General features: G+C 32.7%; 13 protein-coding genes. 8 read left to right on the top strand and 5 right to left on the bottom strand.

Annotation, left to right across the window (positions count from 1 at the left end; all coding sequences use genetic code 11):
• Positions 1–12 precede the first annotated feature (12 nt).
• Complete coding sequence (locus AAYQ19_RS00065) at positions 13–375, bottom strand: DUF7222 domain-containing protein (RefSeq protein ID WP_343532558.1); 363 nt, start codon at positions 373–375, stop codon at positions 13–15.
• Between the two features lie 43 nt (positions 376–418).
• Entirely contained in the window at positions 419–811 is a 393-nt protein-coding gene (locus AAYQ19_RS00060) for a single-stranded DNA-binding protein (RefSeq protein WP_343532556.1), read from the bottom strand.
• Positions 812–1,100: 289 nt separating this feature from the next.
• On the opposite strand from AAYQ19_RS00060, the gene AAYQ19_RS00055 reads away from it, so the two are divergent.
• The 3 genes from AAYQ19_RS00055 (at position 1,101) to AAYQ19_RS00045 (ending at position 5,795) form a co-directional block, all read left to right on the top strand.
• Positions 1,101–3,242, top strand: coding sequence for an AAA family ATPase (locus AAYQ19_RS00055; protein WP_343532554.1), 2,142 nt, complete (start codon positions 1,101–1,103; stop codon positions 3,240–3,242).
• Complete coding sequence (locus AAYQ19_RS00050) at positions 3,239–4,213, top strand: hypothetical protein (RefSeq protein WP_343532552.1); 975 nt, start codon at positions 3,239–3,241, stop codon at positions 4,211–4,213. Before AAYQ19_RS00055 ends, AAYQ19_RS00050 begins: the two co-directional genes overlap by 4 nt.
• A gap of 214 nt (positions 4,214–4,427) precedes the next feature.
• On the top strand, positions 4,428–5,795 hold the full coding sequence (locus AAYQ19_RS00045) for a hypothetical protein (protein ID WP_343532550.1): 1,368 nt from the start codon (positions 4,428–4,430) through the stop codon (positions 5,793–5,795).
• 98 nt (positions 5,796–5,893) lie between these two features.
• On the opposite strand, the gene AAYQ19_RS00040 is transcribed toward AAYQ19_RS00045, so the two are convergent.
• The 3 genes from AAYQ19_RS00040 to AAYQ19_RS00030 all read right to left on the bottom strand — a co-directional run bounded on the left by AAYQ19_RS00040 (position 5,894) and on the right by AAYQ19_RS00030 (position 10,086).
• Positions 5,894–7,507: a DUF4209 domain-containing protein gene (locus AAYQ19_RS00040; protein WP_343532548.1), complete on the bottom strand. Its 1,614-nt coding sequence runs from the start codon at positions 7,505–7,507 to the stop codon at positions 5,894–5,896.
• An 83-nt stretch (positions 7,508–7,590) separates the two neighbouring features.
• Entirely contained in the window at positions 7,591–8,205 is a 615-nt protein-coding gene (locus AAYQ19_RS00035; RefSeq protein WP_343532546.1) for a hypothetical protein, read from the bottom strand.
• A 138-nt stretch (positions 8,206–8,343) separates the two neighbouring features.
• Positions 8,344–10,086 (bottom strand): hypothetical protein, encoded by a 1,743-nt coding sequence (locus AAYQ19_RS00030; RefSeq protein WP_343532544.1) that lies wholly within the window; start codon positions 10,084–10,086, stop codon positions 8,344–8,346.
• Between the two features lie 231 nt (positions 10,087–10,317).
• Here AAYQ19_RS00030 and AAYQ19_RS00025 point away from each other — a divergent pair, with 231 nt between their 5' ends.
• From AAYQ19_RS00025 to AAYQ19_RS00005, 5 genes are all read left to right on the top strand, one after another.
• On the top strand, positions 10,318–14,736 hold the full coding sequence (locus AAYQ19_RS00025; protein WP_343532542.1) for an NACHT domain-containing protein: 4,419 nt from the start codon (positions 10,318–10,320) through the stop codon (positions 14,734–14,736).
• Between the two features lie 155 nt (positions 14,737–14,891).
• Positions 14,892–16,052 (top strand): hypothetical protein, encoded by a 1,161-nt coding sequence (locus AAYQ19_RS00020; protein WP_343532540.1) that lies wholly within the window; start codon positions 14,892–14,894, stop codon positions 16,050–16,052.
• 100 nt (positions 16,053–16,152) lie between these two features.
• On the top strand, positions 16,153–16,617 hold the full coding sequence (locus tag AAYQ19_RS00015) for a hypothetical protein (protein WP_343532538.1): 465 nt from the start codon (positions 16,153–16,155) through the stop codon (positions 16,615–16,617).
• Positions 16,618–16,684: 67 nt separating this feature from the next.
• Positions 16,685–17,089, top strand: coding sequence for a hypothetical protein (locus AAYQ19_RS00010; protein ID WP_343532536.1), 405 nt, complete (start codon positions 16,685–16,687; stop codon positions 17,087–17,089).
• A gap of 37 nt (positions 17,090–17,126) precedes the next feature.
• Positions 17,127–17,564, top strand: coding sequence for a DUF1810 domain-containing protein (locus AAYQ19_RS00005; RefSeq protein ID WP_343532534.1), 438 nt, complete (start codon positions 17,127–17,129; stop codon positions 17,562–17,564).
• The last annotated feature ends 484 nt before the right edge of the window (positions 17,565–18,048 follow it).

Below are 18,048 nucleotides of genomic sequence, written 5' to 3'. Positions count from 1 at the left end.
TTTTATTAACAGCTATTGTTCAAAGACATCTCTGTAAATGCCGTAGCAGTACTCCTCAAAGCAGAGCCAGCATAAAAAAGTGTAATGGGGCAGTTTGTAGCGGTTTGCTACAGGCTCTCCGAATGCTTCTTCCAAATCATCCTTAATTCCTTCCAGATCTTCAAGGTGTTTGATGTAAAAAGCTCTGCAGTCGTTGTGATAGATAAATTCCCCTATCATACCGCTGATACAACCCCCTTTCTGAAGGTCTTCGAGGAAAGACTTCAACTGCTGTTTTTTCTTTCCGTTGTAGCCGTCCAAATGGCTTAAAATGATTTCGTTGAATACATGGCTTACATCGTAGTCAGAATATTCGTTTTTGTCCAAGGCTTTCATAATGTGATTTTTTGGCGTTTATAAATACAATTAGAACCCTCCGTTAAAAAGGGAGGTCATCAGGTTCTTCTGATTTGTTTTGTTTTTTAGGTGCAGTAACCGCACCCGCAGACCCATCTTCTTTTTTGGCAAAAGCCAAAATTTTAAGGCTGTTGATGTGAAAGGTCAAAGACCCCATAGCCGAGCCGTCGTGACCGATGTAGGTACTAATCCCCACACGTCCGAAGAGCTGAACAAGCGCGCCTTTTTTTAGCCACTCGGCTAGTTTTGCATTCAGCCAATAGGAGCAGTCGACAAAAGTTGTAATGTGTTTGTACTCGGTGCTTCCTTTTGGTTTGTAGCTGTCATTGATGGCAATGGAGAAGTTAACGACCTGTTTTTCATTTCCCACTTTATGGGCTAGTGCATCTTTTGTAATACGTCCTGTGATTTCCATGATTTTAAATTTTAGCGTTACTGTTATTTAAAATTTCTTTCTCCCTGCACTCCCAAAAATTGTTTTCAAAAGAAAAAACGGGAAAAAAGAAAGCAAGAATCAAGTGACCGGTTATGAGGATGCGGAGTGCTATAAGTCCCGAAGGGTGGCAAGCGAAAGCGACGCCATTATGCGCATGCAGCATACGGCGGGCACTATCTTGGCTGCCCTTTTAACCCGTTTGGAATTGAAAATTTACTTAAACCATCTATAATGAAATTCCTATATTTACCTTTAAAAAGTTACTTTTATGAAGCTTGCAGCAGTTTATATTCACGAACACTTTTTATTTGATCGGCCGCAAACCATTAATTTTGGGGGAGCGCATCAATTTGAGTTTAATTTGTCTATGGAAAATGTTTTGAGAGTTTCCATAAAAAAGAATCAAGGTTTTGTAGAAGGGTTCTTCGGTGAAGGCATATCCCTTATTTCAGCGCTTGTAGGGGCCAATGGCGCTGGGAAAACAAACATTCTAAAGGTAATCAATACCGGATTTCAGGAAAACACCAGAGCGGTTTTCATTTACGAGAGTGCTGACGGCACTTTTGCTGTCGATAATAGGTCGGGAAGAGGTGTTGGAGATGTTAAACATGGGAAGGGCTCAGAATTCACACTTGAATTTCCGTTGGGACTGGTGTATACTAATTTTGATACCCAGAAGCTGACCAAACTTTATTATTCTCCCGTATTTGATCCGGTAATTGATACATTCGGCACCCCACTCCGTCTGAATTCCAGCAGCCCGGAGCGCAAAATTGACGAACTGTTTATGGATAATGTCCGTAAAGATGTCGTTTTCCTGCATGCAGAGGTGAGTAAAACCGTAAAAGAAATCTATCCTGATTTTCCGAGCTATGATACTCTTTATATAGTACCCAAGATTCTGCACAAACGTGATTTCCGCAAAGTTTATATTGACACTAACCTAGGCAATCCCCAGAAGACAGAAACGCTCACTCATACCATTGAAAGAGATCTTCGGGTAGGGGACTATAGAAATCCGGAGCATCTTTTGAGAGAGTATTTAAATATTATAAAGAGTTCCAATATAACCGATGCTCTTAAAGAAGTCTGGGAGATGCCCCAGTATCAAAATAATTCAGAACTGACTGGGCATCTTTTGCACGATGGGAGAGATTTTTTAAAAAATATTGAAATCAACATCATATCCTTTCTGATTATAAACGATACCTTTCCGATAACCAGATTCACAGGATCTTATGATTTTGAAAAAATAATAACGAGCACCAGCTTCGATGAACTTTTAGATCGTTTTCTAGCCAAATACATAGTACAGTTTGACAAGCGTTTTTTTGATCAGTATGAGGATCAAATAAGACTTGATAATGCTGATGAGCTCATTTCAATTGTGATGAGCCATTATACAATGTACGCGAAAACTTATGGAGACGTTGAATCCGATAATATGCTGGAAAGGAATATCCATCACAATATCAATGGACTTTTGAATATTAAAAGACTGTATCAAATTTTTGTACAGCTTTCTGATTATATAGCCGAAGACGATGATCAGGCCATTATTAAAATAGATGTCGACAGGAAAGATATTGAAGAGCTGCTCGAAGTTCTTTTTAATATTTATTCAAAGGTGCAGGAGTATTTTTCCCATCTTCCGATGACAATTAAAGATATTATTGATATCGACTGCAATGTCCATCTGTCGTACGGCGAGAAATCAATATTGAATTTGTATTCAACTTTTTATGATTTTACGCGAACAAACAGCCATTACAGGGAGGCGGAGAATTTCCTTCTGATTTTGGATGAGGCTGATTTGGGCTATCATCCTATATGGAAGAGGAAGTTTATTCACGCGCTTAGCAGTACCATGCCGGCGATCTTCTCAGGTTTGACCCCAATGGTATTTGATCCTGTGACCAAAACCAAGAAAAAGTCACATAAGAGATACCCAAACCTGCAGATTATAATTGCAACTCATGATGCTTTAACGCTGTCGGATTTTCCAAACAGTAATGTAGTGTATCTCAGTAAAAATGTGAAGTACCATACCGATGTGCTGCAAAGCAGTTCCCATAGCATGAAATCTTTCGGTGCTAATATTACGGATCTCTTGGCACATTCATTTTTTGTCGAAGATGGGTTGATAGGCGATTTTGCAAAGAAAAGAATTGAAGATACTATTCAATGGCTCAACGAAGAGAGAATAAAAAAAGACAATCCGATGCCAGGATATACGGTCGACGAAAATAAATTTCGTTATCATGAAAGCATTATAAAGATAATTGATGAACCAGTGATACGCATAAAACTAGCCCAGATGCTTGACGGGCTTACAGATCAGAAAAATGTCCAAAGGGAGCTGATCCAGCGTGAGATGGAGCTGTTAAATAAAAAATTAGGGGAATTATGATTTATATTGATGCCACGAGCCTGAAAATAACCCAAGCAAAAGAGCTTCATTATGATGGACTGATTGAAGTAGTGAAAAACAGAATTACTGCTGAAGCAGATCCTGTTTTAACGGCATTTTTTAATAAGCGAAATTTGGAAGTGATTTTAAAGGGCAAACCTGATAAGCTGCTAACCCTGCAGTTTGTTTTTTTTAGCAAGACGGTGCCTGGCTACAGCTATGCAGAGTGGCTGACCTATCCGAGGCTGAAAAGAAAATCTACGATACCAAGGACTCTTGCAGAGCAAGCTGTAATCGTCAAATACAAAAAAGTATATGATCAGCTGAGCCGGATATTTGATTACAAAAAATTCTGCTCAAAAGATGTTGCAGGCTACAGCGCATATGATCTGGCACATAAACTGGATATTTGCACTTGTACCTACTGCAACAGGCTTTATACCAAAACCGTTGTTAAGCCTCATAAGATTACAAGGCCTGAGTTTGACCATTGGTTTGCCAAAAGCAGGTATCCGCTTCTGGCGATCTCTTTTTTTAACCTAATTCCCAGCTGCAACACCTGCAACAGCACAATCAAGGGAAGCTGTGAAATGAAGATAAGGACACATCTTCATCCTTATCTTGATAAGCCAGAATTCAAATTTTCATATTATAACAGGACGTATGGTACTTATGGATTTGAAATTAAATCAGTTCCAGGGACTAAGTCCCATAGAAGCATTGAGGCATTTAAATTAAAGGACATTTATGAAATGCACGAGGATGAGATTATAGATCTTACAAAGATTAAAACTGCCTACTCGGAAAGCTACCTTTCGATTCTTGCTGGGCAGTACAATGGGCTTGCGATTTCTGAAGATGAGATTTACCGTCTTGCTTTTGGAACCTATAATAATGAAGATCTTTTCGACAGAAGACCGCTCAGCAGAATGAAAAGAGACATTCTAACGGAATTAGGTATATTAAAGTAGTAAATTTAAGGTCAATATATGATGCTATCAATTATAAGGTTCAATTTAAGAAGCCTTTTCTGAGTTTATACTTAACTTTTAATCAATCAATTAATTCAATCAGTTGGAGTCTGTAAGATCTGTAAAATAGTCATGATATATGAATTAAATAATTGAGATATTTTTTTTAATCAAATAATAGAGTTAAAATTATAATAGTTAATTTAAAAAGGTTATGACTCACAGTTTAGAAACATTTATAAACAACGAGGCTTTCAGATTATTTGAAAAGCTTTCAATAGAAGATCTACCTACTAAATATCCTGTAGTTGACTTTGAATCGAAATCTAGATTGATCGGCGAAAAATGCATAGGGACATTTAAGCTAAAAGAAAATGACAGACCAATATATTCAGAACAGGATTTATTGGGAAATGCAATTAATATTGCGTGCAATATTAATGGAAAAAAAATTGGCTATAATGTAAATACCTATCCAGAACTTATAGATCTGGCAGTTAAATTTTTGGAGGTAGATTATTTCAACAGTTTTGTTGATTTTGAATTTGTATCCAGAAAAATATTTGATTGGATTATAATTCTTTATGAGAAGTCCAAAGCTGACTTCGATCTTTACACATATGTTCATAATGAAACTGAAAAAGAATTAAAAAACTATACCTTCTTTTTCATCGTACAAGATCTAATTATCGAAGAAGAGTTTAAAATAGGTGCCAGTACTTTTACATCTAAGAAAGAAGAATATTTTGAGACAATATCAAAAGAGATAGTAAAGAAGAGTATTAATAAAACAAATGAAGAAAAAGGCAAAATTTCACAATTGCATAATTCCTTTATTGATAAGGTATTGATCTGTTCCACTATGCGGGCAGTTAAAAGGAAAGCTGAGGCATTAATCAAAAAGGAAGTGGAACTCTCTGTAAATGCTATTAAAAGTTTACTGATTGAAGAAGCTTTACAACCAGATGCTGAATTGTTCCATGTTGATTTTCTCGCAAACAGCAACAGGATGTGCGAGTACTTTTCTGTTGCCGATTCAGTTGATGATTATTGTCATTATATGCAGAGCCTTAAGAATCCCACACCAGTTACAATTGACAAGAATCGAATGCGGATTCTTGCTGAAGGAGGACTTTGCACTTTAAATAGTTTCCTTCTCCATAAAAAGAATACAGAGCTTTATTATAGGACTGAATCACAAATAAATCTTCTTGGGGAAATAAATTCAACAAAAGATTTATACAGCAAGATCATAAAGCTGATTTCATATTTTGAAAACGTATTAATACCAGTGAATAACTCCAGCAGTAAAGGCCAGACCTATATGAAAAACATTATATCTCTACTCCCATTGGAAAATCAGGCACAAAGTATAAGATCCGTGAATAAAATATATGAAACTAGAGATAAATATCTTCATAATAGAACTATGCTTCCAATTGATTACCGAGATCTCTTTTGCGTAAACCTTCTTGCCGTAGTATTTCTTCTGACCATGGCTGATTTAAACGACGAGATCGATACAATTGAAGAAATGCAGTTAACTTTTGGTATCCAAAATAAAGTAAAAAGTAAAAAATAATTTTATAAAATTTCTTATTTCATAATTGATAATGGAATTATTTATAATTGACTTAGATGTTTTAGAAAAGATTTAGTATTTCTATGTAAAGTTTGAGATTAATCTACAGACTTAAAAATCTGGTCATAATCTTTAATCAATTTCAAGATCAGCCACCATACATATATGCCATAATGTTCAATGATAAAAGGAGAAGCAAGCCCATGACTTAAATCGTTTCTAAAATTGACGTTGCTGTTTTCAGTTAGGAAATCTTTAAGTTCCTTAAAGACTGGATGCGGTAATTTTTTAATGTAAATCTCTAAGATGCCTCCTAAGGTATTATCATGTTGAATTTCGTCATCAATTTTAAATGAAATTAGGCTGTTTTCTTCAAGAATATATTTTAGGCTGTTTTCCAGCTGTGGAAGCAATAAGTGTGCAGCAGTTATAAAATCATTGTTAAATCCTGCCAAAATTCCAGTAACAAATAATGGCTTTCTATCGAAAGGTACAAAATTGGCTGGTAAAGCTTCGAGAATCATGTAGACATAATTTTTGTCAATTTTCTTATCAAGGTCCATTTTGTGTTTCGTATCCCTGATATAGGCTATTACTGCTTCTCTTAAAAAGCTCTGTTCAAGATTTTGCAAATAAGATTCAAAGGAGGTTTCCGCTACAATACGCCCTTTATCGTTTTGTTTATATGCGGAACTAAAAAATTGGGATAAATTCTGGCTCTCATTTATGACATGATTGGTATTATCAATTAAAGCTATTGGAAATGACAGAAGGTTACTGAGACCAGATTCGAAATCATATGTTGCAATTAAAGAGGACCAGTGCTTTACACGTTCTTTTATGAAGTTTTCAATTTTAGAATTTTCTGTGCTGTAATTCTTTGCAACAGCGAGATGCATTTTTGCATGTTCATCCTGTTCGGCTAATATTTTACGGTAAATTCTAGATTTTATGTCATCCTGTCCATTGATGCTTTTTAATTCTCTCGAAGCATCTTTGTAATGTGACAATATAGTTGGGTAATATGTGTTGGGCTGAATATCAGACTTATGAAAATCTCCTTTTTTTTCGTAATTTTCTGCAAATTTAATTCTTGATTCATTTATCGAAATTAATTTTGTTTCTTTTAAAAGGGAAATATAAATTTGTGCCCCTTGATAGTCATTCATGTTTTGCAGATATGTAATCCAGTGATTTATAAGATCATGGAAATCATGCTTGGTACTAGACGGATTTATTGAAAATAATTCAGCTAATATGTCCTTAGATAAGGAAGGGTCACTTATATGCATATTCAGAGCCGAATTCTTAGATAATTTATAAACATCCTCAAGAAAATCTATCTTAAAGAGTGCTTTTGCCGATCTGATAAGTTTAAGGGAATGTACTAAATAATAATAGTCATTATTAAAATTAAATATCTTCAGATATGAAAATACAGCTTCTGGAAAATGCTCTTTCTTATTCTTTGGGGATTTATTTGATAGGTATTCTCTCCATCTGGCTGTAATTTCTTTATTTTTTATTTCAAATAAAGGAGCTGGATCATCGAGGAATTGATTCGAAACCACCCCTTGATTAAGTAAATTGCTGTTTTTGCTGCAGAGCTGGATAAAGACATCAATTTCAGCTGAATCGGGAAAATCGGATTTTAATTTATATAATAATTGCCTTAATTGCGATCCGAAGATATTATCCTCAATTTCTGCCATATAATTCATAGTTCAACATGTTTATTTTCTATTCTCCCAAATCTTCTAATAAAATAAAAAAGCTTAAGCTGGGTTAGTTACTCTCATTTCTGTATAATTGACAAGCAATATTTTTCAATTTTCGCAATGCAATTATCTATCTTTAATTCAATTTTGTCATTTTCAAATGAATTCCATACAATATCTTCATATTTTTCCATCTCTTGAAGATGTCTGTCGAATTGCTCCTCAGAAAAATTTTTTCTTCCCTGATCCTTCCAATAACGATTGCCCAATCTATTGGCAGCAAAAAAAATATCACTCAAGATTTTTGCAATTTCGTCAAACGGCAAAGTAGCCTCTTTTCCAAAAATGGCAATGAAGCGAAATTTTAATGAAGCTAGCTTTAGAAAAGGTTCTTTCTCTTTTTCATATCGTTCAAAGAAAACGTAAGCATTATCTAAAATTTCGCTTTCTTCGGGTTTTTCATTTTCCCTTCTTTTTCTAGTTTTGCCTTCACCTACGTAGCTTGCAGGATGCCTGATTACGGCTATTTTTTCCTTACACTCATAAAATAAAGAAAGCACTTCTTCTGCTAATTCATACTTTCGTTTCCATTTAGTTTCTCTTCGCCAAGAAGTTATTCCGTATATTGCAGTTACGGAAGCAACAACTACACTTATACATTGAATAAAATTAAAAATAAAATTTTCGCTCATAGGTTTCGTATTTTAATATTTTGAATTTCTTATTCTTATTGGTTTCAGAATTAGGTTAACGCTATAATGATAGTAACCGGATAAAATGATCATTTAGAGTTTAGAAGGCAGCTTATTTAAAAATTTTGGAAAAAGACATTATTCAAAAATTTTAAATCCTCTATTTTCAATATCGCGAGGTATTTTTCGATATCCCATTTTATCGATTTTATCATCTAAGTAGGCACTAAAAGGCAAAAAACTATTTTGTAGCGCTTGATTGTAAGACTGCTGCGTTGTGAAAATCCTGCCCTGCCCATTATAGCCGACATAATCAGTTTGGTAATCAGCCAGGCAATCTTCAAATTCAATAATTCTGTCGGCGAATACATCCTTATTGAAAATTAATGTATCTATATCTATCATAACAAGTGGCTTTACATTGGATATCTTTAAGCCTTCATTTTTTAAAATTTGAAGTTCTTCTTGAAACCAGAAATTTATGAATTTATTAAGTCCTACGGTGTTAAACATCCTATAATGTAATGTTATTACGGGATGGATAATCAGTTTCTCAGGAGAGTAATCTTTTTCAAACCCTAGTTGCATTGTAAGTGCTTTTCTAATATTTTTTATTAGCTGCACTACAGCTTTGGGAGTGCCATCTTCTTTTTTATAAAGTTTTTCACTTATAGCCTGCTGTATTTCCAAAAAATCCATTGATTCCTTAACCTTCGAATTCAGCATGATATCTTTAGATTCAAACAGTAACATTAAATTTCCGTTTCTGACATAGTAATCGGGAGCTCCATCATAATTTTTATCTAATTCATCACCAGTTTTTTGTATATATCTTTCTCCAAAGATTTCCTTTAATATTGTATTTAAGACATATTTTTCCGAGAACTCAAATGTTTTCAATCCATAAAGATCCTTTGGCCTGGCGGCTTTCGGCAATTTATCATTTATCTCTTTGAATTTCCAGTATAGACCATTGTATACAAGTTCCATAGCAAACAATGGACTTATCATCCTAAAAGTTCTACCGCTTACTCGATAAAGAGGAGTTGATCTGATGTTTTTGAAATCAAAATCCTCTAGTAATTCTATATTGTCAATGGTAAGTTTGTTTAAAAATTCTACGTCGTTGTTATCAGCAGAGTCATCTAGTACTATATCTGTATGGGCTTCTTTATCTTTTTTTATAACACTTGTAGTAAGGGGAAGTATTCTTTTCAAATATTCTTTATAATCTTCTACATCAAAGTATTTGTAAAATTTTTCTAAGAGCATTTTGCAATCTTCTCGCGTGTGTAGAAAATCAAAAAACATTAATGCCCTTAAAAATTGGGTTGTGAAAAGCTTATCTAAATCATAATTTGTCAGATCAAAATTATGTAATTGAAGAAAAAGTAATAGACCAGTTGCTTTTTTGTGAGGAGGCAACAGACTATCGATTTGATCAATCGCTTTGTCACGTACTTTAGTCAGCTGCTCATTTAATAAAAGATAAGCTTTAAAGACATCTCGCTCAATTTCTTCCTCAGACTTTGATAGTGCAATTTCTCCATCGCTATTAAAAGCAGTTTCAAAAAACTTTAGGCTGCTTACTACGTATGGTATTTCAGCATTCTTTAAAGTTTCTCCCTTTTCGGCTAAAAAAGAATCTATGTTTTGTGATGCTTTTTGAAATATTTCAATATTTCTATCGGAAAAAAACATCTGCATAAAAGTAATCGGATCAGCGTACTGCGATTCTCTGTGATTGAATCCAAGAAAAAAAGATCCAATTTTCATCAATGTTTTTCTGTCGATTCCTTCTAAATATTCGCTAAGAAGTTTAGGTTTTTCCTCAGGAAATACATCCGAAAAACTTAAAATTAATTTCATAGAAAATTTCATACTTAAATTTTAAAATTCTAATAGTAATATTACATAAATTCGTAATAATAAGAATTAAAATTTAACATGTATTTTTATAATTATTGGACGCTTGCTGTTGAAATTTAATTACAAATAGTAATAGTCTGTTCAAAGTAATTATAAATATGATTATACCTATGATTGACATTATTTTACATAGTTTAAGGTAGAGATTCTTTTAAATCAAGAAAATAAAAATATAGTTTCCCTATGAGCTGGCAGAATTACGTAATAAAAAATACAAATATTGAAGGTGCAAGGGCATCGTTTGAAACAGATTGCGCTACTTTGTTTCGAACAATTTATCCCGAAAATGATGTCAGACGTGTTGAAGTACGCAGAGGAGACGGCGGGATTGATATATTTATTGGAAATATTGGAATAGAGCCAATAATACTGATACAATGTAAATTTTTCTTAAATGAATTTGGAACTGCCCAACATCAGCAGATTTCAAAATCATTTAAAACGGCGGTAGAATCTTCTGAATATAAATTTAAGGAATGGATACTGTGTATTCCAGGCGTATTAGATTTGAAACAGAATTTGTGGTGGAGTAAATGGGTAAACGATCAGTTAGTCCAAAATAATCTAAAAAAAGGTTCCATTATTCTCAAGGATGGAGAAGCACTGATCGACTTGTTTAAAAAACATGATTTGTATGATCAGGTTTTTAAAGTTGAAGAACTCATATATCTTCAGAATATCGATGAAAAAATTGATATAATCTTAAAGGGCAATGAGCTGACCTATGAGCTTGCTAAATTTGAAGTTAAAAAAGCTTCATTTTATCTTGAAAATGTATCCAATTTTTTTGGTGATAATACTACAACACATATTGACCGTAAGGAGACTGTTCAAATTTATGATTGGATAAAAAGGGACCTTCATGTAAATGAGAAGAATGTTTTTATTGTTGAAGCAGAAAAAGGTTATGGAAAAACAGTTATTTTAAAGGACTTATTATCCAAATTAAATGAGGAAAAGATTGATAGCCTTGGCATAAAAGCCGACAAATATTATGCTTCAAGCAGGCAGGAGCTTGAAGAAATAATTTTTCAAAAACAAAATATCCATGTTGAAGATATTGCCAGAACTTATAATAAAAATGGTAAATTATTGGTTATTATAGTAGATCAGTTAGATGCATTATCGCAATCTTTATCTTCAAATAGAGAATATCTGCAGACTTACAATAGATTGATTGCTGATTTATCCTATTTTAATAACGTTCGTATTATTGTTTCAACACGTTCGTTTGATCTAAATTATGATGCTGAAATCAGTCTGTATAAAAAAACTGAATATACCAAACTAAAAATAGAATTGATCAGTGAGGAAAGCATCAAAGAGGTACTGGCTAAATATAAAATTCATAATGCATCCAAAAAGCTATTGGAACTTTTATCAATTCCCAACCATTTAGATATTTTCTGCAGAATTCCTGATAAAAAAGACCGTGATACATTAACATCCCTAAAAGATTTATTTGATGTATTATGGGACCAGCTTATAGGCAGCCAAAAAGAATTGAACTTGAAGGATATATTGTATAAAATATCAAATAAGATGTATGAGCAACAGCAAATCATTACTTTGAATTTATTTGATAATTCGCAAAAAGAACTCAATTATCTTAAGAGCAATACCTTGATAGTTGAAAGTGATAAGGAACTACAATTTTTTCATCAGACATTTTATGATTATACATTTTCAAGACAATTTGTTGAAAGCAAAAAATCACTTGAAAATTATATAAAAAAAAACTCTCAAAGTTTATATGTAAGATCTGTAACAAAAATGGTTGTGGAGTATTATCGAGAATATGATCACAAAGAATATATCAGGCTTCTGAGAAAACTAATAGGATCTTCTTACTATAGATTTCATTTAAAAACACTTGTGATTTCAAGTCTAGCGGCTATGAAAAAACCAACTGAAGATGAAAAATACGTAGCAGCAAAATATGTTCTTCCTGATTTTAGTTACACTCAATTATTTATAACTGAAGTAAAATCATCAGGATGGTTTAATTTTTTAATAGAAAAGGACATTCCATTAATTTATTTTCAATATTCTAAGAAATGGTATCACGTGGTGTACGAAAAACTTGTTAAAAAGAAAATAATTAAAAACGATTTCTTCTTCGATTACAATTTTGAAAAGCAAAAATCCGAAAGGATTACGCTAAACCTGCGATTGTTTGATAATAATTCAAAAGAGAATATTGAAACAATTTTAAATTATTTACCGAGAGTTCATGACTTTGATGGCAAGACGAATTTTATGGAAAATTTTTTATTTGATCTTGATGTTTGGAGCACTCCAAAATTGTTGCCTTTATTTGATATATATCTCGCGCCCAACGAGACTGATAAAAATAAGGATGTTTTCTGGTTTTATCATACATTAGAAAAAATAATTACTCTAGATTGTGATTTTGTTTTTAATAAAATCAAAAAAATAATACTTCGCGATTTTATTGAAGGAGGTATGTTTGCTGATTTCAGCCATGACCAGACAACACTTTTTGAAAAGATTAATGAAATTTATCCAGATAAAGCTTTTAAGTTCTTCTTTGAAATCTATAATCTCGTAGTTGAAGAGAACAGGTATGAGGACAAGTATGAAAAAGCAGGAAGCATTCTGTATGATAGTTATGTGTTTTCTTCAGATATAGAGGATTCAGATAGTGACAATGCAGAATTTTTTATACAGAAAAAATTATCAGACTATATTATGTCAAATGCAAAAAGCAAATCATTTTTTATTTCTTTTTTTAATGCCTATAAGGATTCAAATTCTATAAGCATACTGAAAATTTTAATACTTGGACTAATTGAATATCCAGGTTTATACAAAACGGAAATATTAGATTTTATCAAAATTATATATGTGAAAAATGGATTTAATACTGCTGATGATAAATTTCAATTTTATTTGAGAACACTTATAGGTAAATGCATTTCAATGTATAATGATAAGGAAAAAGCAGAATTGGTTGAGATAATTATGTCTGTAAAAGATCCTACTGAAATATATTCTCTGCCTAGGAAAGAATCACGAAATAAATTTGGGAGCTGTTACGGCAAGAAAAAGTATTTATTTTTAGATCTTCTGCCAGAAGAGGAAAGAAATGGAATTCCCATTATAAAAAAAACTTATTTGGAATTGCAAAGAAGATTTCCTGATTTCAAAATAAAGCCTTTTAGAAATAGACGGGTTACCTGGTCATCTGTGGGGGCTCCATTGCCAGCTAAAGCATATGCTAAAATGGATATGAAAAATTGGAAAGAAACAATAATCAAATATGGAGATACATATACAAGAGAAATAAATGCTCTAACATCAAAAGGGGAGAAATCAGAGCACGCAAGAGCACTTGAAGATGCAGTATGTTCCGATCCGGACAAGTTTTATCCATTCCTGTTTGAATTGCTAAAAGATAGCAGTATTTCACCAGATTATCTTGCTTCGGGTATAAACGGTTTAATTAAAGCTAAGTTTGATGCCTCTTTAGTGCTGCCTCTTTTTCATGAACATACAAAAAGGCATCTAAATTCATTTAATTCACTATGCGCAGTAAGAAATATAGATTATTTTATAGACCATAAAATTGTTGATAAAGAATTAATTACATTTTTAACTAATCTCTTGTTAAATAGTTCTGATTCTGATAAGATTGTGCGGTCAAAAGATCCGTTAACTGAAAGTCTTAACACTATGAGAGGAGCAGCGGCACATCGAATTATAAAGTGCAGCTATAATTATATGTTTCAAGAAGATATATTTAGAGTTTTAGAGCAAATAGCAGAAGATAAAGATGATGCTGTGAAAGCTGGAATACTTTATAATCTTGCTTATCTGAATAATTTTGATTTGGAAAGGTCATTTAGAATATTTCTAAGAATTACAGATACGGATAATTTTGAGCTTATTAAAAATTCTTTCAAGTCTGCCGCATATTTTCGAAATGCCTATTATGAAGAAATGAAACCTTTATTTAGAAAAATCATTGAAAATGAAGAATTACATAAGAACGGAGGTGTTCTCATTGCGTTAAATTGGATTTCAGGACTAGATAAAGAGAAAATTTTTTATAATAGCTTTGTTTCTAAGAGTGTTACCGCAAATTTAGAGCTATTAAGAACTGCAGAAGCTAATATTATAAAAGATGGGGAAATGGATGCAAAATGTATGGATATATTTTTTCAATTTTTAAATTGTAATAAGGATTTCGCCAATGTATATTCGGGTTTTGTTTTAAGGAAATTTACGGTAGCAAATTTTAAAATGTTTTTTCCATTTATGAAAAAATATGCTAGATCTGAGGTCTTTAGATCTGAGCCGAGATATTTTTTGAAGTACTTAATGCAATGTTCAAAAGATTTTCCAGTTGAATGTCTGGAGTTAGTTAGAGTAATGAGTTTTAAAAAAGGTCCAAATTTTAAAAATAGGGGGCAGTATGATTCTGAACCTGTTCAATTAATTTTATCAATTTATAGCAGCTTAAATAATAATTTCAAGAGTAATAAAAAAGAAATTCAGGTTTCTTTAAAAATTTTTGACAATATGATGAGATTAGATCATCTTAGGTATTCGGCTAATAGTGCTTTGGATAAACTCTGATTATGTTTCAATTGCAGATATACAAATTAGATTATTTTGTTTTTTTGCATACTAACTTAATTGGAGGAAATGTATTATGAATTTTATGGAATCATTATTGAAATTGAATATTTTAATGAGGAATTAAATTAATCGGTTTATAAAAAAAAATTACGATGACTAAACTTTTTGAAGAGACACTCGAAATTATTAAAGGATCAGCTGGTAACAATGAAGATTCTTTTAACTATTACCACAAAAGCGATAGAAGTGATATTAAAATAATACGTGAAACTTTAGAAGATTGGTTTTCAAAGTATCCAAAATCAGAAAAAGAAGAGCTAAAATCTCGTTTTAGAAAAGATTTTGATGCCGCTTTTTTCGAGCTGTTTTTATTTGAACTTTTCCGAAAGCAGGGATATGAAGTTGTTATCCATCCGCAACTAGAGAATTCCAAAAAGAGGCCTGATTTTTTACTCTTCAAGAATGATCATCAAATCTATGTTGAAGCAAAGGTCAGCTACGATAAAACAGAAGAAGAGATGGGTTTTGAAAGGCGACAGAATCAATTTTATGACCAGTTGAATAAAGTGCGTATAAAAGGTTTTTTACTGCGAATTGAAAGATTAAATTTCATTACTTCAAATCAGCCTAGGGTTAAAGAACTAATTGAACTAATAGAATCTGAGGTTCAAAAACTTGATCCAAATCAAATTACTTTAAATATGAATGAGTTCGGACTTGATGGATGTCCACGTATAGAATTTAAAAATAAAGATTTTGAGATTGTTTTACAGCCCATGCCAATGATGGAATCTAAAAGAGAAAAAGTAAGCACTACTCCGATAGGAATGTTTCCTTTTGAATTTTTTAGTGGTGGAAGTCAAGATTCTCTGCGTCAGTCAATTTTGAAAAAAGCGAAACGTTATGGTAAATTTGATGCCCCATATTTGATCTGCATAAATAATATAAGCTCAAAATCCTCAGGTCAATTTGATATTGAAAATGTAATTTGGGGCACACTTCAATATACTTTTTTACAAAATCCTGACAATTTGAATGCAAGAATGTCTAGAGATAAAGATGGGGTTTTTTATAATTCTGGAAGGCCGCAATTAACAAATGTTAGCGCTGTATTAGTGACAGGAGTATTTCCGTCAAATATTCCAAATGCCAAATATTTTTTGTATCAAAATCCTTTTGCTGTAAATAAACTTAATTTTGATGATTTTATGATGAACTATAATTATGTAGAAGGCGGTCAGATAATTAGTAATGAAGGAGATAATTTTGATCAAATATTTGAAATTAGTAAAAACTGGCTTAAAATACCATAAAAAATTTAGGAGGAATATTGATTAAATTTAATCAAGTCAATCTTATCATTATTTCAATCAAAAAAAAGTTTATTTTTATAAGTAATAAAAGTTTTAAGAGATGAATATTGATTATCAGGATTCTAATTTTTTTGAGGTTGACTATATATACCGGATACAGACTTTCGAAAAGTATCTGCAAAATCAAGCATCATCGAAGGACCATTATGCAAATTACAAGGCAGGGCTGATTCCGAATATATTTTATGAGCATAATATTCCAGTAGTATTAAACTTATTTAAAAAGGAGTTCCTTGAAGTAAAAGCTGGTGTTGAGAGTTACGAATTGGACAATAATAATGATTTTCCAATGCTCAAATCATACGTCAATACGGAAAGAAATCTGCGAAAATTGTTGGATGAGAGTCAGCTCAAGGATTATACTGCCTTGCTGGAAAAATCATTTGACAATCAGAGATTGGATACGAAAGCTGCGGCTGTAAGCCGATTTTTTCTGTCAACCCCGATATTGGAAAGCTATCTATTCCAAATCGAGAAAGCATTTGGAAAAGGCATCCTTGACTGATTCCATTAATGTATCTTAAAACTACAATAGTAATGTCTTGAGTTCAGAAATCTAATGTTTGTCAGTTATGAAGACGCATTTTAAAGATTTAGCAATTACAATTAGGGGCCAGAATTTGGAGGTACCTTATGATTTGATGGACGAATGCTTGTTTTGGACGATTCGTGCTGATTTGCTTGAATTGCTTTGCAATGACAAAACAGAAATTTTCTGTATTGGGGCAGCACCTGACAATACAGCTGATGGTCTGGATGAACTTTTGGAAAACGGAGTATTTTATAGAATTATCGCTTATAGAAAAAATTTAGGAATAGATATGGAATGTCCCGCAGATGTAATTTTGAGTTCTTTCCATTATCTTGTTAAAAATTTTGAACCTAGATGGACTACAATTTTTACTGAAGAAGGATCTGATAAAAAAGAAGTTACAATTGAATTGCTGTACCAGAATACTAAAAAAAGAAATTTATAATGTCTACACTCAATGTCAAACTTTAAATGCAACTGTTATGAATCTTGATGACAGCTTGGAAAGATATTTAGTGGCGCAGAATAAAGTCTACCAGCAGGCTTTAAAAGAGATTAAAAATGCAAAGAAAGAAAGCCATTGGATGTGGTTTATATTTCCTCAGATTAGAGGTCTGGGTTTTACTGACTATAATTTATATTATGGGCTAAAGGATCTTGATGAAGCCAAAGAGTATCTTGGCAACCCCATACTGGGAAAACGTCTGATAGAGATTTCGGAAGCACTGCTATGCCACAACGGTTATACTGCAATGGAAATTTTCGGCAAGCCTGATGAGAGAAAACTCAAATCCTGCATGACATTATTTAGCCAGATCCATGATACAAATCCTGTATTCCAAGAAGTACTCGATAAATATTATCAGGGATCATTTGATGAGAAAACAATGTCGATTCTTGAATCTCAAAAAAACAATTGAGATTTTATCATATCGTATTTAACTGATTAAAATTCTAGGCTAGCGTATCCAAAAAGACGTTCAATTTATAAATCCACAAAAGTAAGTTTTAAATTTTGCAGATAATCATCTGTCAATTTGCTTAGTTCCGGTACAAGCTCCAGCATTTTTGCTTTAACAATCGATTCACGTTCATTGTGTTCGGCCGCATACTTTGCAGTTTTTTCTTCCGCGGTCTGCTCGATTGTAAGGAGAATGTCATGCCTGTCTGGATTTTCAGATTCTTTTTTCTTTTCCTGCTGCCGTCTTTGAAATTCCGCATCCGCATATGTATTGTACAGATATTCGTATAGTATTCGCTCGCATCGGTTGAAGTGTTCCCACGGAATGGGGTCTTCCTCAACAAATTCGTGCGGATAGGTATAAATTGCAAATTCCGGTTATATTGATCACCCCATTCCGTTTTAAAGTGAGCACCTGATTCCATTTCAAAATGACCACCTAA

Origin of the sequence: Flavobacterium mesophilum (genome assembly GCF_039581405.1) — a bacterium.
Classification (GTDB): domain Bacteria; phylum Bacteroidota; class Bacteroidia; order Flavobacteriales; family Flavobacteriaceae; genus Flavobacterium.
The sequence above is the reverse complement of the archived record's forward strand: the minus strand, read 5'-3'. Positions and strand labels throughout refer to the sequence as shown.